Consider the following 21,319-nt stretch of genomic DNA (forward strand, 5'->3'; position numbering starts at 1 on the left):
TCCGATGTACCGGAAAGGAAATTATTGTGCCTGCACATACCCTCCCACTAATGGCTACAATACAGGAACAGGCAGCAACGAAAGTTTTTCTAGCAGACAAGTGCGTTGTCTTAACCCAAGGAAGCAAGGAAGTAGTCCGAATTCCTATTGATAGTATAAAGCTGATTGGCGAATACACAACGGCAAACGGCCCAGTGGCTGACGATTGGTTTATCGTCTTCATGACTTCGGAGAAGAACTGGACGCAGATTTCTCACTACACTCCCGGAATGTTGGAGATGCTACAGGAATTAGGCGCTCATCTGGAAGCTGGGATAATAGGGTGGCTGGCCTATTCGACTAGCTGGAAAACCAACATCATCTGGCCCCAACAGGTGGCAGGGCAAGAAATGTGGGACGCAATCAGCGAGGTTCAGACAACGCTAGTTGGCCGGCTCAAAAAAGCTTTGGGGCTGGGAAATCAGCACTTAGTGTTAACAACGGCTTCGGCCTCCGTTTTCTAAAATAGCGCTAACTAGCGCCGGCCCTTTACACTATCCGGCACACCACTCCCGCTGTTCATCTGCTCCAGCAGGTTGTCGGCGGCTATGGTGTCCACGGCCTCGGCGCGGCGGCGGGTAGGCTCTGATTCCGACACGCAGTTATACTTCTTCACGATTTTGACCGAAGCGGCGGGGAAGTGGCCGGGGGTGTAGTCCAACTCTTTGTCTTTGTACACTTTCTCCATGAACTTGCCGAAGATGGGCAGGGCCGTACGGCCGCCTTCGCCCTGCTGCGAGCCGGTGAAGTGAATGCTGCGGTCTTCGCCGCCCACCCACACGCCGGTCATCAGGTCCTTGGTCATGCCCATGTACCAGCCGTCGGAATAGTTGGAAGTGGTGCCGGTTTTGCCGCCGATTTGGTTGTCGTTGTGCCAGAGGTCGTAGTCCCACAGGGCCTGGGAGGTTCCGCCGGGCTCTTCCATGCCGCCGCGCAGCATGTAGGTCATCAGCCAGGCGGTTTCGGCCGGGATGGCGCGGTGCTGCGCGGGGTCAAACTGCTTAATAACGTTGCCGTTGCGGTCTTCGATGCGTGTCACGAGGCGCGGGTCGGAGCGGAAGCCGGAGTTCATGAACGTGCTGTAGGCGTCCACCATCTCGTACACGCTCACATCGCCGGCCGAGCCGAGGCCGATGCTGGGCACCGATAGCAGCGGCGACGTGATGCCGACTTTGTGGGCGTATTTGGCCACGTTGTCCCAGCCCACTTTCTCAGTCAATTGGGCTGTCACGGAGTTGACGGAGCGGGCCATGGCGTGGCGCAGGGTCATGTTGATGCCGGTGTATTCGCGGGTCACGTTGTCGGGCTTCCACTCCATGGGCTTGCCGTTTTCGACGTAGTTGATGGTTACGCGCTGGTCGCGGATGCGGTCGCAGGGCGTATAGCCGTTGTCGAGGGCCGTGAGGTACACGAAGGGCTTGAACGTGGAGCCGGCCTGGCGCTTGCCCTGCTTCACATGGTCGTACTTGAAAAAGCGGTAGTCAAGCCCGCCCACCCAGGCCTTGATGTGGCCGGTGAAGGGGTCCATGCACATCATGCCCGATTGCAGGAAATGCTTGTAGTAGGCCAGCGAATCGAGCGGCGACATGACAAGCGTAGTGTCGTTGTCGTCGTGCTTCCAGGTGAATACTTTCATCGGCCGCTTGGCATTCAGGGCCGAATCGAGGCGCTGGGGCTGGTTGCGGTAGTGGTTGGCGAGGGTTTTGTAGCTCTCGGTGCGCTTCATCTGGGTCGAAATGAAGTCGGGGATTTCGTTGCCCTGGTCGTCCACCCACGGGTCGCGGCCCTTGTTCTGCCAGAAGTTGTCGAACTGGCGCTGAAGGGCTTTCATGCGCTCGTGCAGGGCCTCTTCGGCGTGGGCCTGCATGCGCGAATCAATGGACAGGTAGATTTTGAGGCCGTCGCGGTACATATCGTGGCCCGTGCTGTCGCACCACGCATCCACAAACTGGCTGATGGCGCTGCGGAAGTAGGTATCGGGCCCGTCGATGTGCTTTTCGACGTGGTAATCGAGCACAATGGGCGTGGCTTTGAGGACGGCGATTTTGGCTTTGGGCAGCACCCCGGCCTGGGCCATGCGGTCGAGCACCACATTGCGGCGGCGTAGGGCGGCCGCCGGGTGGAACTTGGGATTATAGGCCGTGGGGTTGTTGAGCACGCCCACCAGCATGGCCGCCTGCTCGGGCTTCAGGCTATCGGGCGAGGTGTTGAAGAAGGTTTTGGCCGCTACTTTAATGCCGAAAGCACTGGAGCCATACTCCACCGTGTTAAGGTACATGCGTAGGATTTCGCGCTTGGTATAGTGCCGCTCCAGCTCTACGGCGGTGAGCCATTCCTTGGTTTTGGCCACAATGGTGCTCACCACCGGAATGTAGCCCAAAGCGCCCCGGCTCTGCTGGCGGCGAATTTTATAGAGGTTTTTGGCCAGTTGCTGGGTGATGGTGGAGCCCCCGCGCTTTTCGCCATGCAATGATGCCCAGAAGCCCCCGAGCACCGCCGTGAGGTCGATGCCCGAGTGCTCGTAGTAGCGTACGTCCTCGGTTGCGACCAATGCTTTGATGAGTAGGGGCGACATCTGACTGAGGCGCACCGGCGAACGATTTTCGCGAAAGTACTTGCCAATCAGCACCCCATCCGACGTATAGATTTCCGACGCCCGCTCCACTTTCGGATTCTCCAAATCGGCCAGGCTGGGCGACTTACCAAACAGGAACATGAAATTGGTGCTTACCAGAAAAGGGTACACCAAAAACAGGATAATAACTAAGCCGAACACTACCCAGGCCCAACTGGCTACCCGCAGCGGCCAGCGGCGGCGCGGCGGCTTGGGCTTAGCACCGGAAGAAGAAGCGGAAGGAGACGTTTTGAGGTCGGCCATAAGAGGCGGCAAGTAGAAAAACGGAGCCTTGGCTCCGCCACGAAGAACGGCAAATATACCAGACCCCCGCCCCAATAGTCAGGAATAAACGCCCGGTGGGCAAATCGGGAGGCGTACCCCGGCCAGTAGGCTAGTCGCGCTGCCGGGCCGCCAGCACGGCTTTGTGGTGCACGTTGCGCAGGGCTTTGGCGCGGCGGCGCTGCCAACGCCAGCCCAACTCCCCCAGGGCCAGCAGGATAATGCCCAGACCCAGGAAATAACTCCAGTGCAACAGGCGGATTTGGCCGCGCGTGGGCGAGTCCAGCTCCTGAAACAGCAGCAGGCCCCAAAGCTCATCGAGCAGCGTGAAAGCCCACACCGCCGCCGCCAATACCCGCCCGGCCCGGCCCAGCGCCAGATGCCAGTGCAGCAGATACAGCACCACGCCCGGCAGCGCCGACAGCAGCACCAGCGGCGCGGCCTTTACCAGCGGCAGGCCCAGGAAGATGATGCTCAGCGTTTCCTTTAGTACCTGCGCGCTGGCCAGGGTCCGACCCAAGCGCGAGATTTTGGGAACGACGGCCGACGGGTGCAAGTGAGAAGTAGGCATAGGGCGGGACAATACGAAGCAGCTAAGTGGCCCCCAAGATACTGAGCTTCGGCTAGTAACGCCGCGCCATGGTGCGCGAAGCCTGGCAGCGCCACGTCAGCACCACAATCAGCAGGCCTTTTACGGAATCGAGCAATAAGTTGTCGGGCTTGCCAAAGGCGAAATAAATACCCGCGCCGATGCCTATCCACCACACGCCCAGCAGGTAGCACCAGGTAGCAAACCCGGGCCGCCGACGCGCCACTTGCACCACTGCCACCGCCGCCACCAACGACACAAACAGCAACAGCCACGCCACGATGTAGGCCAGAAACGTGGTTTCGGGACCGTACTTCACCCCAAATTGCGTGAGGGTGAACACCGGGGCGAAAAACGCCCCCCCGGTCAGCGCCAGCTCAATGAGCAGGGCGATGATGAGCACAGTCAGAAGCAGCTTACGCGCCATGTAGGGTAGGCGATGATGATACCGTAGTGGGCTGTTCTCAGTATGGGAAGCCTAACGGGCCGCCAAGCTAAACAATAATCTTTAATAAATCATTATTTCAAGTTTCGAGAAATCTTGCAACTGAATATTATGACTAGCATAAAGCCTGAATTGATTCATTGCGAGGCATTTTTTGTCATTAACCCACAAGAGTAGGACTGATACCGGTTTACATAATCCCCTGATTGAACACCGCCCCCGCGTCGTTCCAAAAGGCTTCTTTTCACTCTTTGTTCTGGCTACCCGGCCAGGGCACTTACAAGGCCACACAAGTGAATACGCAGGTAAAAAACAGTAGCGGTGACAAAAAGATGTAAGCCGGCAACACAATGCCCCACATTAGCAGGCGCACCACGCCCGGGCCATGGTAAGCGCGCAGCCAGGCTCGCAAGACCCTGAGTAGCTGCACGCCCCCAACCTGCACCAAGGCTCCCAGCACAACCCAGCTCCAAAGCTGAGCTTTGTGGTGGTTTGGCATTATCTCATTCTCAAAAAAAATGCTCAGGCCCGCCACGACGATGGCGGCCGCCGTGAGCCACAGGCGGGGCGGCACCACGGGCCACGGCGGTAGCCAGCTGCGTTTGTTAGCCGCCATGACTGCGCGCGAAACAGCCGCCCCTACTGCCGCGACCATAACAGCATGAGTTGGGTGAAGGCCAGCAGCAGCAGGCTCAGCAGCACAATGGTGGCCGGCAGCACACCACGTATCAGTCGCCGCCAGCGGGCATCGGGCGAGGCGGCGCGTTCCTGCCACACCAGCAGCAGGCCCAGCGCGGCCACATCGCCGATGCAGAACAGGATGCCGAAAAACGTGAGCGCGAATTGGGAAATGGAGGTCATCCGGAGTCTTTATTTATAATAGGACTTACGCACTTAAAAAGCTATGTAACCTGAAAATCAATGACTTGCATTAAAGACATATATTTATTATATTGCTGTTTTTCAGTTGGTTAGTGCTTCAACTGCGTAAGTCCTATATAAGTGACTATTGCTGTTTTTCAATTGCTGGTAAGCCTGCCAGTCGGCGTAGGTGAAGCCCTGCCAGCCGGTTTGGGCCCGGTGGTGCGCCTGCCATTCAACCACGGCCGCGTTGAGGTGCTGCTGGGCAGCGGCGGCCATGATGGCGGTGGCATTGCCGTATTCATCGGCGGTGGTGAGGTGGGCGGCGGCATCGAGCGCGCTGCGGTGGGCTACCAGCGTGGGCAGCGTGCGGCCGGGCATGGCCAGCAGAAAGCCAATATCGACGCTGCGGAAGCGGGCCTGGAGGTTGTACTCCGCAATCCAGACCTCCCAGTTGCCGGCGGCCAGTAGCAGCAGCACCGCATAAGCGGCCAGCGAATTGAGGCGTACGAGGCTGTAGGCCGAGCGGCGCTGCCAGATTTTGAGCAGCACCATGGCCAGCCCAAAAAACACCAGCAGCAGGAAGAAGCACACCCCAATGCGCTTGTAGGCAATCCCGCTGTTCAGAATATAGTAATAATTGCGCAGGCCCACCGAGGCAGCCAGCACGACATTTTGGGCCACCCACACCGTGGCGCCCCAGCGCAGCCACGGCAGACCGGGCGCATAAAAATTCAGGTTGCGACGGAAGAACCACAGCACGATGCCCATGGCCAGCAGGATGCTGAAGATGAGCACATACGTGCCTTCGTGCACGAACTGCGCCAGGTCGAACATCGGCGCGGGCTCGAACCCAAACCAGAGCCAATTGATATCGATGGCATTCACCGCTAGCAGCAGCACATTCACCAGCCCGAAAACGGCGGCGGCGACCAGAAATTCCTTGCGCAAATCGAGCATCCGGGTGTTGCGGAAGCCGAAATCGGGCCGGCGCACCCCGAAGGAGGCCACCCGGTCGCGCTGCCGCCGCACAAACTCCCCGAAGCGTGATTCGTGGTCGGCGAAGTAGTACACCGGCACCACTATCACCACCCCGGCCGTTACCAGAAAGCCCAGCGCGATAAACAGCAGGTGGCCCAAGGAGATATCGGGCAGCAACCGCACCAACCACTCGCCCAGCCGCGCCAGCGCCTGGCTGCTCAGGGCCTCGTGGCGCGGGTTGGCCACCGCGAAGAGCAGGTGAAAAGCCCCCAGAATGCCCAGCGGCACCAGAAAAAAGCGGCCGTAGAACCAGCTGCGGCGCATGCCCGCCCCGGTATTGCGCGGAGCCCGCCCCCCAACACTATGCGCAACTAGGCTTTTGCCAGGCTATTAGCAGCCGTTAGCAGGGCATAGAGCACCAGCTTCAGGTGCGGCTGGTTCACGTAGCCCAGCAGCATCAGCAACGAGGCCATACAGGCCAGCGCCGCCACCGCCGAACCATATACCGCCATCATGGCGGCCCCAAACAGGCTGCCGCCCACCATCAGCCAGAAGGAGCCGGAGCGGCGCACCGCCGCGTGGCGCGGTAGCAGCACAAACTGCACCACCAGCACAAACAACTTGAATACCAGCATATTTATCCCGCCGCCCTCGCGCCAGAAAAGCCAGTCGAATAGCACTACGCCCAGCGGCAGCAATGCCTTCTAGATGGTTGAAAGTGACGCTGCAGCCGTGGTTTGCAGCTGGGCCGTATCCGAATGGGCGGAAACAGGAATGACCGGGTTCATGAACAATCAGTTAGATGAAGAATAGATTTAAGGCCGCTAAATGAGCCGGGCCAGCAGCTGGAATAAATCGAAGAACCAATCTTAAAAAAACTTTGCTATTCAAAGTTACTAGTCAAAAAAAAGAGCCTGACTTGCTCCTTTCTCAAAAAATCAGGGCCGCAGCAGCTTCTCCAGCGTGGCCAGGTGCTGCTGAAACGCGGCCTTGCCGGCGGCGGTAGCGGTGTAAGTCGTGTTGGGTTTCTTGCCGATAAACTGCTTGCTGACGAGGACGTATTCGGCTTTTTCGAGGGCGGCTACGTGGCTGGCAAGGTTGCCATCGGTCAGGTCGAGCACTTCTTTTAAGTCGTTGAAGCTCACAGAATCGTTGGCCAACAGCACGGCCATTACGCCCAGCCGCACGCGGTGGTCAAAGGCCTTATTGAGAGTGTGGATGAGGTGCTTCACCGAGTTGCTGCGGGGTTATTGGGCCGAGGTGCCGGCCGCGCCCGGCCGCTCGTAGCGGTTATACATCAGCAGGCCGTAGCCAATGTGGCCCAGGCCAAAGCCGAGTGCAAAGTAAGCCAAGCCCCAGCCGGGCTGCAGCATGGCCAGCAGCCCAAGTCCGATTTGGCTGAGGCCCAGCAAACGAATTTCGTCGAGGGTGTACTTGCTGGCGTTGAGCAGCGCGAGGCCGTAGAACAGCAGCAGGCACGGCACCACCATGCCCGCATCGCCGCCCAGGTACAGGCGCAGGCAGAACAGCTCGCCCGCCACCAGCGGCACGGCCAGGGCCACGGCCAGCCGGCGTGCCGGGCTGCTCCACAGGGTTTGCCCGCTGCTGTGGGTGCGGCGCCGAGTAAAAAACACGGCCACCAGCAGCGCCGCCGCAATCATACCGCCCGCCAGCAGCAGCAGAAACGGCAGGGCTGCCCGCCGTTCCGGCTCCGAGGCCTGCATCAGGCGCAGGTAGCCGTCGGGAAATTCGCTTTGCAAATAGAAGTGGCCCGCCGCCGACCCCAGCAGCGCCACCACGCCCGCCCCTACCCCACTCAGGCCCGAGAGCGACAAAAAGCGCGAGCTGCGCTCCATAATAGCGCGGATTTCGGTGAGCTGAGCAAGGGGGTCGGGAGCAGCGGCGGACTTCATATTTTTCGAAGTGCTTTGTAATGCAAAGTTTATAAAAAGAGTTGATGTATTTGTCATGCTTCCACCAAATTTTATTCTCAATGCCTGCCGCCCCCGCAGCTATTGCCCAGCCCAAGTTAGCGCCTACACAATCGGGGGAAGCAGCGCTTTGCTCAATACTTGCATCTACGGGACAGGATTCGTAATTCTCCGGTGGCGGAGGCGGGGTTGGATTTGGCCTGCTTACAGCAGTTTTCAGCGCATCAACCTACTGTCCAAATACTAAGCATACCCCAACTCACCGGTCAGCCTACGCCGATTCGGCGGGAAACAGCAGGGTAAACGTGGTGCCCCGGCCCAGCTCGCTGGCCACGCTCACCTCGATGTGCAGTAGACCGCAAGCCTTGGCCACAATGGACAAGCCCAGCCCGGTACCGCCGATTTGCTTGTGCGCCAGCGCATCGGACCGAAAAAGCGGGTCGAAAATCCGCGCCAAATCCTCCGGCCGAATGCCGATACCCTCGTCGCTGATGGTGCAGCGCAGGTGCGCTGCGGGCCGCGAGAAACCCACGGTGATGGCAGAGCCGGCAGGCGAATACTTAATGGCATTGGCCAGCAGGTTGTCCAGAATCAAATCGACCAGAAATGGGTCTGACACGATGGGCGGCAGGTCACCGTCTTCCACATCGACGCGGATGTGCTTGGCACTGAGGTCGACGCGGTGGCGATGCAGCACATCGTGCACGCAGCTGAGCACCGACAGCTCCTGCCGCTTCAGGTCTTTGGCCTGGGTTCCGAAGCGGGCCAGCAACAGCAGCTGGTCGACGAGGAGGCTGAGGCGGTCGATTTCGCCGATGCCGAGGCCGATGCTTTCCACGTATTCGGCGGGCGTGCGGGGCTTGCGCACCAGCACTTCGAGGGTGCCGCGCAGCACGGCCAGCGGCGTGCGCAGCTCGTGCGAGGCATCGGCGGTGAATTGCTTTTCGCGCTCCACCGCCTGCTCGATGCGCTGGAGCAGGCTGTTGATGGCGCTGGCCAGGGTGTGGAGCTCGTCGGGGCGCGGCGGCAGGGCAATGCGCTCGGCTAAGTTGTTGCTGGTAATGCGGTTGGTGGTGGCCGTAATTTGGGCAATGGGCGCAATGCTGCGCCCGGCCAGCCCCCGCGCCAGCCCAAACACCAGCAGCAGCACCACCGGAAACGAAAGCAGCAGCACGGTTTCGAGGCTGTCGAGCACGTGCCGGGCCGCCTCCGACGAAATGGCCGCCACCAGATAGCCCACCGTGGTGCCGGCCGGCCGAATAGGCTCGGCCAGTTGCCGCAGGGCCTGCCCGCGCAGCGTGGAATTCAGCGGCACCAGCGGCGGGGTGGCGTCGAAGGGCAACAGGTCATTTTTCAGGTTGGGCGAGCGGTCGAGCACCCGGCCGCGCGCATCGGCCAGTTGAATGAACACCGGGGCCACCTGCACCTCGCGGTGCTCCCGCTCCTGCCACTCCTGCCGGTGCAAAAAGACCACCTGCGAACCATCCAGCCGCAACTTTCCCATGTGCTTGGCCACCTCAAATCGCAGGCTGTTGTCCAAATCGAGGTACACCCGGTGCTGCACCACGCCAAAAACCACCAGGTACACGGCCGCCACCAGCGCGGCGGTGGCCAGCATGTAGTGCAGGGCAATGCGGTTTTTGAAAGTGAGCGACATTGGGGGATTTTGGGGCATGGGTGGCAAAGTTGCTACGTTCTGGCATTTCGCCCTCCTACCTCAGCTAGTCCCGGGCCACGTAACCAATGCCGCGCACGGTCTGCAAATACTCGTCATCCTTTCTCATAACCAGCTTCTTACGCAGCGCGTTCATGTACACATCGAGCACGCCGGTATTGTATTCGAAGTGAATGTCCCACACATTTTCGATAATGCTTTGGCGGCGGCACACCTTGCCCTTGTTGCGCAGCAGGTATTCAAGCAGGGCAAATTCCTTCTGGGTGAGGGCAATTTTCTTGTCGTTTTTATGCACCTGGTGCGTGTCCACATCCAGCGTGATGGGGCCGAGCACGAACTGCTCGGCCGACGCGGGCACGGGCCGCAGCTGCACTCTGATGCGCTCCAGCAGCTCCGCAAAATGAAACGGTTTTTTGATGTAGTCGTTGGCACCGGCCTGCAAGCCGGCCACGGTATCGGCCACGGTGTCTTTGGCCGTGAGGAAGATAAGGGGCGTCGTGAGCTGCCGGGCGCGCAGCTGCTGGCACACTTCCAGCCCCGTGAGGCCGGGCAGCATCCAGTCCACGAGCAGCAGGTCGTAGGGCCGGGCCTGGGCCTGGGCGAGGCCGGCGGGGCCGGCAGCGGCCACATCCACCACAAAGCCCTCTTCCTCGAGGCCCTGTTTCAGAAAGCGGGCAATACCGGATTCGTCTTCGATGAGTAGCAGGTTCATAAGCGGGGAGGCGCCGACCGCAGCAGCGGAGAGCAAAGGTTCAAAGTTCAGCTTAACGGCATCCTCCTATCAGCGGGTATCCCCGAACGAAGATGAGCCAATACTTTAATGGAATATTAATATTTTTCCAAGAAAAAGCAAAGATGCCGAGGCGTAAAGATGGCCAATTCAACCCCATTCAATGCAGGGCCCTGCTCATCTGCCGCGTCCTGGCTTTAAACCACCCGGTTTGTCGGCAGCAACGTCGGCGGGCCGGGTGGTTTTTGCGTAAGTTCGGTTTATGCGCCTTCGCCTTCGGTTGTTTGAGTTTGAGGATTTGCCGTGGTTTCCGGCCACCATTCGGGCCGGGATGATGGATTACCTACGATTTATGATTTCGCTGCTGGGCACCTACCGGCCCATTGCCCCGCTGCTGGCCGAGGGCCTCACCCGCACCGCCCAAACCCACGTGCTGGAGCTAGGTGCCGGGGCCGGCGGCGGCACCGAGACCGTGCTGGCCGCCCTGCGCACCCACGGCCAGCCCACGGCCACCATCACCCTCACCGACCTCTACCCCCAGCCCGTCGCCTGGGCCGATATTGCCCGGCGCACCCACGGCGCCATTGGCTACGAGCCGGCGGCGGTAAATGCCCTGGCTGTGCCCGCGCAGCTGGCGGGCTTCCGCACCATTTTTTCGGCCTTCCACCACTTCCCGCCCGAGGCGGCCACTGCCATGCTGCGCGATGCCGTGCGGGCCGGCACCGGCATCGGCGTGTTTGAGGGGGCGGGCAAGCACTGGGCCGAGCTGCTGCTGGCCGTGACGGTGCTGCCGGTGGCGCAGCTGCTGCTCACCCCGTTTTTCCGGCCATTTCGACTCAGCCGACTGGTATTTACTTACTTAATTCCCATCATTCCGCTCTGCACTATCTGGGATGGGTCGGTATCGCTGCTGCGCATGTACTCCACGGCCGAGCTGCTGGCCCTGGCCCGGGCGGCCGACCCGGACAGCACTTTCGCCTGGCAGGCCGGCAAAAAGCGGCACTGGTGGGGGCCACAGGTCACGTATCTCATCGGCTGGCCAAATGCTACGCTTAATTGATAAGGAAGAATGAGGAAGGAAGAATTGACAGAGCGACCTTTGTTGTCATTCCTCATTCTTCATTCTTGATTCTTCATTGATAATTGAAAATTATCGGCGGGCACTGCCGCTGCTGCGCATCCCGTTTTCCGTGTACCTCATGCCCGTATTCTGGTTTGGGCTGAGTGCCCTGCGCGGGCCGTGGAGCGGCTGGCGGGCCCTGAGCGTGTTTGTGGTGCTGCACCTGCTGGCGTACCCCGCCTCCAACGGCTACAATTCCTATTACGATAAGGACGAAGGCAGCATTGGTGGCCTCAAAGCGCCGCCCAAAGTCACGCCCGAGCTGCTGCACCTGGTCTGGCTGTTCGATGCGCTGGCCGTGGCGGGCGCGGCGCTGCTGTCACTGCCCTTCGCGGCGCTGGTGGTGGTGTATTTGCTGGTGTCAAAAGCCTACAGCTACGAGGGCATCCGGCTGAAGAAATACCCGCTGCTGAGCACGCTGGTAGTGGTTATTTTCCAGGGCGCTTTCACGTTGCTGATGACGCAGGTGGGCGTGGGCGCTACGCCGACGCAGCTTTTTGAGAAAACCAATCTGCTGCTGGCCTTGGTGAGCACGCTGTTCCTGTGCGGCTCCTACCCACTCACGCAGGTGTACCAGCATGAGGAAGATGCCCGGCGCGGCGACCACACCCTGAGCCTGCGACTGGGCATTCGGGGCACGTTCATATTTGCGGCGGTGGGGCTGCTGGCGGGCGCAGCGGCGCTGGGCCTGGCCTATTGGCTGCGCCAGGAAATCCACCCACTGCTGATTTTTCTGGTGGCTACCGGGCCGGTGGTGGTGCTGTTCGGCCGCTGGGCCTGGGCCGTGTGGCACGACGAAAGCGCCGCCGATTTTGAGCACACCATGCGAATGAACCAGATTTCATCGTTGTGCCTGAGCGCGGCCTTTATCGCCATGCTGCTCTGGCGCTGAGCGCTGGCCGTGCGCCAGCGGCAACTTAAGCAGCCCCTCGGCGCGTATCAATGGGGCATTTCACTTCACTGTGCCCCCTGTACCACCCGACTCTTTCTGTTGCTGCCGCTACTGGTCGCCTGCAACGCCACTCCTTCGGCCGTAAATGAGGAAACAGTTTCGCGTGCAGCTGACCGCCAGGGCTCCGATACCACCCAGGCACTGCCCGCCCCCGATACTGCCCGCACCAAAGCCGTTTCGGCCCTGAGCGATACCCTGCGCGTGGCGCGGCTGACGCACAATTTCAGTCGCCCCAAAGGCCCGACCGATAAGTTCCAGCTGGTATTTCGTGGCCCGTCCATCCTCGAACGCGCCGCCGAATTCACTATCACCGACCCCAACGGCCAGGTTGTTTTCCGCGAAATGCTGACCGAGCCCGACCTCGAAGCCGCCCTGGTGTATGAGATGAAAGCCCCCACCGCCACCCGCGCCGAGCGCGAAACCTTCGTGCTCCGCCGCATCGACCGGTTTTTCCTGCCAGCGCAGTTTCACACGCCGGCCGTGGGGGCCCTAACGCCGTTTGTCGGTGGCATTGAGAACCTCGCCCCCACCACTTGGACTGACTTGGCCAAACGGCCTGATGCCATCGGCTTCGAGTACCTGAAAGGCAAGGAAGACCGCCGCCATATTACCTGGTCGCCCCTAAAAAAGCAAACTGTGCGGCTACAGTAGCGGCTGCGTTAGCGCCCCGATTCCTCGCGCAACAGCTGCTCCAGCCCCGCCCGCAACTGCTCAAACGGCTGGTAGCCCCGAGCCAGCACGTAGCCCTGCTCTCCAATCCGCACCACGGCCGTGGGGAAACCCTGAACCCCAATGCGGGCCACGGCCGCAAGCTCCTGTTGGGTGGCCGTAGCCGTTTCGGGTGCCGCCCAGCGCCGCAGAAATTCGGCCTCATCCACTTCAAACGGGGCCAGCAGCGGCGCATACGTAGTGGCGGCGTTCAAATCATGGCCGTCGCGGAAAAAGGCCGTTTGCACGGCGTGGGCAAAAGCCACGGCGCGGGCCGGGTCCTGCGTAAGCTGCCGAAACGCCACAATGGCCCGGCTCGGCGGCTCGGAATCGTAGTAGTAAGTCCCGGCCTCGCCCAGCGCCTTGAACGGTTCGCCAAAGGCTACGCCGGTTACGTCTTCCACCTGCCCCAGGGCCTGGCGGATGTAGTCCCAGCTTTCGCCAATCGGGCCGGCATCGGCATCGCGCACCATGCCGCCGCACAGCACCGACACATCTACGCGCCCCGCAAACGCCCGCTGCACCTGGTTGATAACCGAGCTCATGCCGTAGCACCAGCCGCACAACGGGTCGTGAACGTAGAGCAACTCGGGCAGCTGGACGAGAGATTCGGGATTCATACGCAGTTTTTTTGCCAAAAATAGCGCCCTATTGCTCGTCCGGCGACTTATGCGGAACAGGTAAAATTTATTTTCGACGGTGGTGAATTTATTCTTCCAGCCCACAGTTTGCTCCGTGATATCTAACCCTATTCAAGTGGACAATTTTTATACGTCCATTTATTATTATCGACGATTGTTATTCTACTGATAGCCCGCCGCAGCAATGTGGCGGGCTTTTTCAGGACCATTTGAGTCGATTAAATTATTTTAATAAAATGAATAATTCAAACGATTAGGCTGTACTGACTCATCAAAAAAGGCCCGCTGCATTGCTGCAGCGGGCCTTTTCGCTTTTGATAACCAGGTTATTTAGCCGTTCATCGCCAGCAGGAATTCTTCGTTATCCTTGGTGCCTTTGATGCGGTCCTTGAGGAATTCCATGGCCTCGGTGGCCGTCATGTCCGACATGAACTTGCGGAGCACCCACACGCGGTTCAGCTCGTCCTTGCTCATCAGCAGGTCTTCGCGGCGGGTGCCGGAAGCCGGAATGTCGATGGCCGGGAACACGCGCTTGTTGGCCAGCTTGCGGTCCAATTGCAGTTCCATGTTGCCGGTGCCCTTGAATTCCTCGAAGATAACCTCGTCCATCTTGGAGCCGGTTTCGATGAGGGCCGTGGCAATGATGGTGAGCGAGCCGCCGCCTTCCACGTTACGGGCCGCACCGAAGAAACGCTTGGGCTTTTGCAGCGCGCCCGCGTCGATACCACCCGAGAGGATGCGCGACGAGCTGGGCTGCACCGTGTTGTAAGCCCGCGCCAGGCGGGTGATGGAGTCGAGCAGAATCACCACGTCGTGGCCGCATTCAACTAAACGACGCGCTTTATCCAACGCCATTTCGGCGATTTTTACGTGGCGGTCGGCCGTTTCGTCGAAGGTCGAGCTGAGCACTTCGGCCTTCACGGTGCGGGCCATGTCGGTCACTTCCTCGGGGCGCTCGTCGATGAGCAGCACCATGAGGTAGACTTCGGGGTGGTTTTCGGCAATGGCGTTGGCGATTTCCTGGAGCAGCACCGTTTTACCAGTCTTGGGCTGAGCCACGATGAGGCCGCGCTGGCCCTTGCCGATGGGCGCAAACAAATCGAGCACGCGGGTGCTGATTTGGCTAGGCTTGGTGGTGAGCTTCATGCGGTGGTCGGCAAAAAGCGGGGTGAGGTGGCTGAACGGCACCCGGTCGCGGACTTCCTCCACGGTGCGGCCATTCATGCTTTCCACGCCCACCAAGGCGAAGTATTTCTCGCCCTCGCGCGGCGGCCGGATGGTGGCCACCACCGTATCGCCGGGCTTCATGGCGAACTGCTTCACCTGCTGCGGCGACACATACACGTCGTCGGGCGAGCTGAGGTAGTTGTAGTAGGGCGAGCGCAGGAAGCCGTAGCCGCCGTCAGGCATCAGCTCAAACGTGCCGCCGCCGGGCACCACCAAATCCAACTCCTGGCGCTGTGGGCGCTGGTTCTGCTGCTGGTTTTGATTCTGGTTCTGACCTTGATTCTGGCCCTGGGGCTGGTCGGGGCGGGGCGAGCCATCGGGGTTTTGCTGGCGCTGCTGGCGTTGCAGGTCGCGCTGGGCGTAGCGCTCCTCGCGGGTTTGGTTGCGGTTGCCTTCGCCACGGGGCTGGTCGTTGCGCGGCTGGTCCTGGCGGGGCTCGCGCTCCTGGCGGGGCTGGTCGTTGCGGGGCTGCTGATTGTCGCGGTTTTCGCGGGGCTGCTGGTCCTGGCGGGGGCCACGGGGCTGGTCCTGGCGGGGCTCGCGTGCTTCGCGGTTGTCGCGCTCGAAACGGTCGGCGCGGTTTTCGCGGCGGTCGGCAAAGCCATTGCCACCGAATTCGCGGCGGCCGTTAGAATTGCCTTCGCGGTTGTCGGCGCTGGGTTCGGGAGCGGGCGCAGCAGCGGCGGCAGCCTCATTAGCGGCTTTTTCGGCGGCCATTTCGGCAGCACGCTGCTCGGTGATGGGCCGGCCGGCACGGTCAACGCGCTCCCGACGGGGGCGGTCGAGGCGCGGAGCGGCAGCATTCTGGTCGTCGGCGCTGACGGCGGGGGCGGCAGCTTCTTCGGGAGCGGTGGCCGGTGCCTGGGCCAGGGTGGCACCAGTGGCCTCGGAAGGCGTAACCAGGGCCAGGCCCTCAATAGAATCCAATATCTCAACCGTGGGGGCCACCGCGACGGCCACTGCCGGGGCGGGCTCCTCGGCAACGGCAACGGCGGCTTCGCGGCGCGGCTCGCGGGCCGGGCGGGCATTTGGGGCCTTAGCCACGGGTGGCGCTACATCGGAAAAAGGCTGTTCGGCCGTGCTGGGGGCGGCGCGGCGAGTGGCCGTGCGGGCTGGGCGGGCAGCACTGGCGGCGGGCACCACAGCGGCCGGGCTGGCCGCCGCCGGAGCAACGGCAGCCGGGGCAGCAATAGCTGGAACTGGAGCCGCGCCGGGGGTGAGAGCCTGGTGGTCGAGGATTTTATAAATCAAATCCTGCTTACTGAGCCGTTTAAAGTTGCCAACGTTTAGGTTTTCGGCAATTTCCTTGAGGTCGGACAGCAGCCGGTCCTTCAACTCGTTAATGGTATGCATAATGGAAATAAGGGGGGAACATCTGGCTGTAAAGCGCGGGGGGCTGGCTGCCCGCTATGGCCCACTGGGGGCGCAAAAAGCCAGCTACGACACGGCGGCGGGGCCGCTGGAAATATATTAATTCGCGGGGGTCCGAACAAGCTACTAGTGAGCAACGCACGGCGCGAGATGAATACGCAGGAAAATGAGGTGCAGAATGGGCCGCTGGAAATTCAGCAAACAGACGGACCAACGACGGGCACTGTGGCCTGCGGGCCCGACCAGGGCGGCCGGTTGCTCCCGCAATGTTAGCGCATTACGGACAAACTGCCAAATCGGATGCCTTCCGAATAGTGTTTGAACGCGGGATGGGGCAAAATAAGTTGCGCGTCGTGCCAAAGCTTTCGCAGCCAAGGCGGTGGTGAGGTCGGTTTTTACTTACGACCTTTGCCCGGCTTACCCCAACCTGCCTCATGCTGCAACTTTCCGTTCTCCGCGACCAGACCGACCATGTGCTGGCCGGCCTCGCCAAAAAACGCTACGCCACCGGCCCCGCCGATGTGGCCGCCATCCTCGACCTCGACCAGCGCCGCCGCCAGCTCCAGACCAGCCACGACTCGGCCCAGGCCGAAGCCAACGAGCTGGCCCGCCAAATCGGCGGCCTCATGAAGTCCGGCGACAAAGCCGGGGCCGAAACCCTCAAGGCCCGCACCGCCGAGCTGAAGCAGCACACGCAGAGCGCTGCCGCCGAGCTGGCTCAAGTGGAGAAAGAGCAGCAGCAGCTCCTGTATAAGCTGCCAAACCTGCCCCACGCCAGCGTGCCCGAAGGCCGCGCCGCCGCCAACAACGAAATTGTGCGCGAGCACGGCAGCAAGCCCGAACTCGGCTCCGATGCCGTGCCGCACTGGGATTTGATTAAGAAGTACGACATCATCGACTTCGAGCTGGGGGTGAAAATCACCGGCGCGGGCTTCCCCGTGTACAAGGGCCAGGGCGCCCGTTTGCAGCGCGCCCTCATCAACTTTTTCCTGGATGAGGCCCGGGCCGCCGGCTACACCGAGATGCAGCCGCCCATTCTGGTGAACGAGGCCAGCGGCTACGGCACCGGCCAGCTCCCCGATAAGGAGGGCCAGATGTACCACGACGCCAAGGACGACCTCTACCTCATTCCCACGGCCGAGGTGCCGCTGACGAATATTTACCGCGACGAGATTATTCCCGTTGAGAAGCTGCCCGTGCGCATTGCCGGCCACACGCCCTGCTTCCGCCGCGAGGCCGGCTCGTGGGGAGCCGATGTGCGCGGCCTCAACCGCCTGCACCAGTTCGACAAGGTAGAAATCGTGCAAATCACGGAGCCGGAGCACAGCTATGCCGCCCTCGACACCATGGTGGCTCACATCGAAGGGCTGCTGCAAAAGCTGGAGCTGCCCTACCGCGTGTTGCGCCTCTGCGGCGGCGACATGGGCTTCACCAGCGCCCTGACGTTTGACTTGGAGGTGTGGAGCGCCGCCCAGGGCCGCTGGCTCGAAGTAAGCTCGGCCTCGAATTTTGAGACTTACCAGGCCAACCGCCTCAAGTGCCGCTACAAGGTGGACGGCAAAACTCAGCTGCTGCACACGCTCAACGGTTCGGCGCTGGCGCTGCCCCGTATCGTGGCCGCGCTGCTGGAGAACAACCAGACAGCGGAGGGCATCAAGCTGCCGGCAGTGCTGCACAGCTACTGCGGGTTTGGGATGATTGTCTGAACCGCGGATTCGTCGGATTTAACGGATTAATCGGATTTTGTGGCCGATTAGCCTCGTCCCTCTTTGCCTTTCTTGTTTGATGAATCTAGTTGTCGACCACAAAATCCGATTAATCCGCTAAATCCGACGAATCTGCGGTTCAGACCTAATACTCCGCCATTTCCTCATCCACGTAGCACCAGAGCCACTGCTCGCCCGGCTCGGCCGATGATACCACCGGGTGCTGACTGGCTTGGAAGTGCCTGGTAGCATGCTTATTCCTGGAAGAGTCGCAGCAGCCGACGTGGCCGCACTGCTGGCATACGCGCAGGTGCACCCAGGTATCGCCGAGGGCTACGCACTCGGGACAGGCGTACTCGGGGGCGGTTTTGAGCTTGATGACGGCGGTAAGGTGCTGGCAGGGTTCGGTTTCGGACATGGCGACGGGGGTTGGTGTTGGTGTATCAAGTTAGCGCCCATCGCGCAATGGCGGCAATTCCAGGTTCAGGGTCTGCTCGCGCATGCACTTGAAATGGCCTTGCGGGCACTTGGCAAAGCCGATTTTGGAGCAGGGACGGCAGCTCAGGCCCTCTACTTCCAGCACCTTAAATTCGGTGCGGTACGGGTACATGCCGAAGGCGGGCACGGTATTGCCCCACACGCTGAAAATCTCTTTGCCGAAGGCGGCCGCGATGTGCATCAGGCCGGTATCGTGGCTTACCACAAAATCGGCCTGCCGCAGCAGCGAGGCCGACTGGTGCAGCGAGTAGCGCCCGCAACCGTTGTGAATTGAAGATTGCACAACTTTATTACTGTGAGATTTTTCGCTCAAAAAGCGGATAGCGCTTATCACTAATTCAGCCTCGGGAGCATCTTCTGGGCCGCCGAGCAGCACAATGGGCCGTGGGGCCAGACGTTCGCACAGTTCAATCAGCTTGCCTAAAGGCAGGCGCTTAGTGGCGTGCTGCGCCCCGATAGCTACGGCTACGTAGCCAGTGGCAAAACCGGCGGGCAACGTGGCCAGGGCCACTTCCTGACCGGTGGGGATGAAGTAATCGAGGCCCTTACCATCGTCGTGCACGCCCAGCGGGGCGGCGGCGGCCAGGTAGCGCTGCACGATGTGCACGCGCGGCAGCTTATCAATCTTGAAATTGACCAGCAGCCACTTTTGCCAGTTCAGCTTGTCGAAACTGCTGGATTTTACGCCCAGCCGTAGCTTGATGAGGCGGGTGCGCAGGTTGTTGTGCAGGTCTACGATGTAGTCGAACCGCTCGGCTTTCAGCGCCTCCACCAGCTCGCCCAGGCTACCGGTGAGGCAGTGCACTTTGGCGATGTAGGGATTGGGTTCCAGCAGGCTGCGGTAGCCGGGCTTGGTGGCGAAGTGCACCTCCGCACCCGGCACCTGCTGGGCCAGCGCCCGCACCACCGGCGTGGTGAGCACGATGTCGCCGATGGAAGAGAAACGGAGAACGAGGATTTTCATTGAGGCAAGGCAGAACGCTCACTTCCCCTCCTTAAAAAAGGAGGGGAAGTGAGCGCCGAAGAGGCGCGAACGGGGGTGGTGAGTCGTTGAACGATGCGCTGAAGCAAGTTGGGCGGGTATCGTTCGGGTATCATTCAACGACTCACCACCCCAATTTTCACTTCGTGAAAATATCCCCTCCTTAAAAAAGGAGGGGAGTTTCGTTCTACTCAAACAACGACTTCTTATACTCCAGCGGCGGCGTGATGCTGGCTTTGCGGGCTTCGAAATAAACCGCTGCCTCTTCCACTGATTTCGCGTTGAACGTCATCTCCTTCGTCAGATGGCCTTTGCGGCCCATCAGCACACCGTAGCGCATGTCCTCGTAGCCGTTGGTGTGATGGGCATCGGGGTTGATGCTGAGCTGCACGCCCTGGTCGAGGGCGTAACGTACCCAACGCCAGTCGAGGTCGAGCCGCCAGGGGTTGGCGTTGATTTCGATGATAACATTGTGCTGGGCGCAGGCATCGATGACGGCTTTGTAGTTGATGGGGTAGCCCTGGCGGCGCAGCAGCAGGCGGCCGGTGGGGTGGCCCAGCATGGTCGTATAAGGATTTTCGATGGCGCGCAGCAGGCGGTTGGTCGCCTTGGCCTCATCCATTTTCAGGTTCGAGTGCACCGAGGCCACAATGAAATCGAAGCTGGCCAGCACATCGTTGGGGTAGTCGAGGGAGCCGTCGCTGAGGATGTCGCTTTCGATGCCTTTGAAGATGCGGAACGGGGCCAGCTCGGCGTTCATCTGGTCGATTTCCTGATGCTGCTGGCGCACGCGCTCCACGCTCAGGCCGTTGGCGTAGTGGGCGGCCTGGCTGTGGTCGCAGAGGCCCAGGTACTCGTAGCCGTGGTCGCGCAACCAAGTGGCCATCTCACGGATGCTGTGGTTGCCGTCGGACCAAGTGCTGTGGTTGTGCAGGGAGCCGCGCAGGTCACCGTCTTCGAGTAGGTGAGGCAGTTTTTTATCGGCCGCCAGGGCAATTTCGCCCAGGCCTTCGCGCAGCTCGGGCACGATGAATTGCAGGCCGGCGCGCTCGTACAAGGCTTCTTCCTGCTGGAATTTCTCGCGCCGCGCCAGCTGGCGCAGGGTGAGCTGGTGAGCTGGTGAGGTGGTGAGCTGTTCGCTCAGATGCGCCTCGGCGGCAGAATTCAGGAAAACTTCGGTGGTAAAATCCTCCGGCTTCACCAGCAGCACTTCTACCGGCGTGCCCGATTCGGTGGCCGTGCCGCGCCAGGCAAACGGCCCCGAGCGGCGCGGGTCGGATGTGAGGCCGGCCGTGGTGCTCAGCAGCTCGTGGGCGGCGGCCGGCTTTTCGGTAGCGGCCACCAGGCGCACGGTTTCCACGATTTCGAGGCGGCGGCGGATTTCGCCGGCCACAGCCACCTGCTCGGTTTTCAGGCCATCGCGCAGCAGCTGGGCCAACTCGTTGCCCAGCTTTTCGGCCTGCGGGTAGAGCAGCTTGCCCTTGCTCTGGCCCGCAAATTCCAAGGCCTCCAGAATGCTGTCCTGGGTCTTTTTACCGAAGCCCTTGAGCTTGCTCACCTGGTCGGTTTCGGCGGCCTCGCGCAGCTGCTCAATGGTTTCGAGGCCCAACTCACGCCACAAGCTGCGGATTTTTTTCGGACCAATGCCTTTGATGGCCAGCATTTCGACCACGCCAGGCGGCGTCACGTCCAGCAGGCGCTGCAGGTCGGAGAAGGTGCCGGTATCGAGCAGCTCGGCCACTTTGGCGGCGGCGGTTTTGCTCAGGCCGGTGCGGTCGGGCAGGCCGGCGCGCTCCACTTCCGCCACCGGAAAGCTCAGGGCATCGAGGGCGCTGGCCGTGCCTTCGATGGCGCGGATTTTGAACGGGTTTTCGTCGTGCAGCTCCATGAGCTGGGCGGCCAGCTTGAAGGCACGGGTGAGGGCGCGGTTATCCACGGGGAAGGGGCTTTGGGAGGTACGAAGGTAG

At 61.0% G+C, this 21,319-nt stretch carries 21 protein-coding genes; 5 read left to right on the top strand and 16 right to left on the bottom strand.

The window, feature by feature from the left end:
- Positions 1–50 precede the first annotated feature (50 nt).
- Positions 51–503, top strand: coding sequence for a hypothetical protein (locus KQ659_RS15885; protein WP_216688228.1), 453 nt, complete (start codon positions 51–53; stop codon positions 501–503).
- Between the two features lie 11 nt (positions 504–514).
- Here KQ659_RS15885 and KQ659_RS15890 read toward each other — a convergent pair whose 3' ends face one another.
- From KQ659_RS15890 to KQ659_RS15940, 11 genes are all read right to left on the bottom strand, one after another.
- A complete protein-coding gene (locus tag KQ659_RS15890) occupies positions 515–2,917 on the bottom strand; it encodes a transglycosylase domain-containing protein (RefSeq protein ID WP_226930008.1) in 2,403 nt (800 codons plus the stop codon).
- Between the two features lie 130 nt (positions 2,918–3,047).
- Complete coding sequence (locus KQ659_RS15895) at positions 3,048–3,506, bottom strand: hypothetical protein (RefSeq protein WP_216688227.1); 459 nt, start codon at positions 3,504–3,506, stop codon at positions 3,048–3,050.
- Between the two features lie 52 nt (positions 3,507–3,558).
- On the bottom strand, positions 3,559–3,951 hold the full coding sequence (locus KQ659_RS15900; protein WP_216680165.1) for a hypothetical protein: 393 nt from the start codon (positions 3,949–3,951) through the stop codon (positions 3,559–3,561).
- A 295-nt stretch (positions 3,952–4,246) separates the two neighbouring features.
- Entirely contained in the window at positions 4,247–4,585 is a 339-nt protein-coding gene (locus KQ659_RS15905; protein WP_216680164.1) for a hypothetical protein, read from the bottom strand.
- 23 nt (positions 4,586–4,608) lie between these two features.
- Positions 4,609–4,830: a hypothetical protein gene (locus KQ659_RS15910; RefSeq protein ID WP_216680163.1), complete on the bottom strand. Its 222-nt coding sequence runs from the start codon at positions 4,828–4,830 to the stop codon at positions 4,609–4,611.
- 102 nt (positions 4,831–4,932) lie between these two features.
- The gene (locus tag KQ659_RS15915) at positions 4,933–6,135 is read right to left on the bottom strand and encodes a DUF4153 domain-containing protein (protein ID WP_216680162.1); all 1,203 of its coding nucleotides are present in this window, start codon (positions 6,133–6,135) and stop codon (positions 4,933–4,935) included.
- Positions 6,136–6,182: 47 nt separating this feature from the next.
- A complete protein-coding gene (locus KQ659_RS15920) occupies positions 6,183–6,509 on the bottom strand; it encodes a hypothetical protein (RefSeq protein ID WP_216680161.1) in 327 nt (108 codons plus the stop codon).
- Positions 6,510–6,749: 240 nt separating this feature from the next.
- A complete protein-coding gene (locus KQ659_RS15925) occupies positions 6,750–7,043 on the bottom strand; it encodes a winged helix-turn-helix domain-containing protein (protein WP_216680160.1) in 294 nt (97 codons plus the stop codon).
- Positions 7,044–7,058: 15 nt separating this feature from the next.
- Positions 7,059–7,724, bottom strand: a complete 666-nt coding sequence (locus KQ659_RS15930) for a hypothetical protein (protein ID WP_216680159.1) — start codon at positions 7,722–7,724, stop codon at positions 7,059–7,061.
- 289 nt (positions 7,725–8,013) lie between these two features.
- A complete protein-coding gene (locus tag KQ659_RS15935; RefSeq protein WP_216680158.1) occupies positions 8,014–9,399 on the bottom strand; it encodes a sensor histidine kinase in 1,386 nt (461 codons plus the stop codon).
- Between the two features lie 64 nt (positions 9,400–9,463).
- Positions 9,464–10,129, bottom strand: coding sequence for a response regulator transcription factor (locus tag KQ659_RS15940; RefSeq protein WP_216686114.1), 666 nt, complete (start codon positions 10,127–10,129; stop codon positions 9,464–9,466).
- Between the two features lie 280 nt (positions 10,130–10,409).
- On the opposite strand from KQ659_RS15940, the gene KQ659_RS15945 reads away from it, so the two are divergent.
- The 3 genes from KQ659_RS15945 (at position 10,410) to KQ659_RS15955 (ending at position 12,870) form a co-directional block, all read left to right on the top strand.
- The gene (locus KQ659_RS15945; RefSeq protein WP_216680156.1) at positions 10,410–11,207 is read left to right on the top strand and encodes a class I SAM-dependent methyltransferase; all 798 of its coding nucleotides are present in this window, start codon (positions 10,410–10,412) and stop codon (positions 11,205–11,207) included.
- A gap of 76 nt (positions 11,208–11,283) precedes the next feature.
- Positions 11,284–12,159, top strand: a complete 876-nt coding sequence (locus KQ659_RS15950) for a UbiA family prenyltransferase (protein ID WP_226915766.1) — start codon at positions 11,284–11,286, stop codon at positions 12,157–12,159.
- A gap of 99 nt (positions 12,160–12,258) precedes the next feature.
- Positions 12,259–12,870 (top strand): hypothetical protein, encoded by a 612-nt coding sequence (locus KQ659_RS15955; protein WP_216680155.1) that lies wholly within the window; start codon positions 12,259–12,261, stop codon positions 12,868–12,870.
- Positions 12,871–12,878: 8 nt separating this feature from the next.
- Here the strand turns inward: KQ659_RS15955 and KQ659_RS15960 are convergent, their stop codons facing one another.
- Together KQ659_RS15960 and rho are read right to left on the bottom strand one after the other, a co-directional pair.
- Positions 12,879–13,547: a DsbA family protein gene (locus tag KQ659_RS15960; protein ID WP_216680154.1), complete on the bottom strand. Its 669-nt coding sequence runs from the start codon at positions 13,545–13,547 to the stop codon at positions 12,879–12,881.
- Positions 13,548–13,898: 351 nt separating this feature from the next.
- A complete protein-coding gene (gene rho / locus KQ659_RS15965) occupies positions 13,899–16,148 on the bottom strand; it encodes a transcription termination factor Rho (protein ID WP_216688226.1) in 2,250 nt (749 codons plus the stop codon).
- Positions 16,149–16,600: 452 nt separating this feature from the next.
- Here rho and serS point away from each other — a divergent pair, with 452 nt between their 5' ends.
- The gene (serS, locus tag KQ659_RS15970) at positions 16,601–17,872 is read left to right on the top strand and encodes a serine--tRNA ligase (RefSeq protein WP_216688225.1); all 1,272 of its coding nucleotides are present in this window, start codon (positions 16,601–16,603) and stop codon (positions 17,870–17,872) included.
- A 145-nt stretch (positions 17,873–18,017) separates the two neighbouring features.
- On the opposite strand, the gene KQ659_RS15975 is transcribed toward serS, so the two are convergent.
- From KQ659_RS15975 to polX, 3 genes are all read right to left on the bottom strand, one after another.
- Positions 18,018–18,290 (bottom strand): UBP-type zinc finger domain-containing protein, encoded by a 273-nt coding sequence (locus KQ659_RS15975; protein WP_216680151.1) that lies wholly within the window; start codon positions 18,288–18,290, stop codon positions 18,018–18,020.
- A 30-nt stretch (positions 18,291–18,320) separates the two neighbouring features.
- A complete protein-coding gene (locus KQ659_RS15980) occupies positions 18,321–19,334 on the bottom strand; it encodes a glycosyltransferase family 9 protein (RefSeq protein WP_216688224.1) in 1,014 nt (337 codons plus the stop codon).
- 205 nt (positions 19,335–19,539) lie between these two features.
- The gene (gene polX, locus KQ659_RS15985) at positions 19,540–21,288 is read right to left on the bottom strand and encodes a DNA polymerase/3'-5' exonuclease PolX (protein WP_216688223.1); all 1,749 of its coding nucleotides are present in this window, start codon (positions 21,286–21,288) and stop codon (positions 19,540–19,542) included.
- Positions 21,289–21,319 lie beyond the last annotated feature (31 nt).

Origin of the sequence: Hymenobacter siberiensis, from assembly GCF_018967865.2 — a bacterium.
GTDB classification, from domain to species: domain Bacteria; phylum Bacteroidota; class Bacteroidia; order Cytophagales; family Hymenobacteraceae; genus Hymenobacter; species Hymenobacter siberiensis.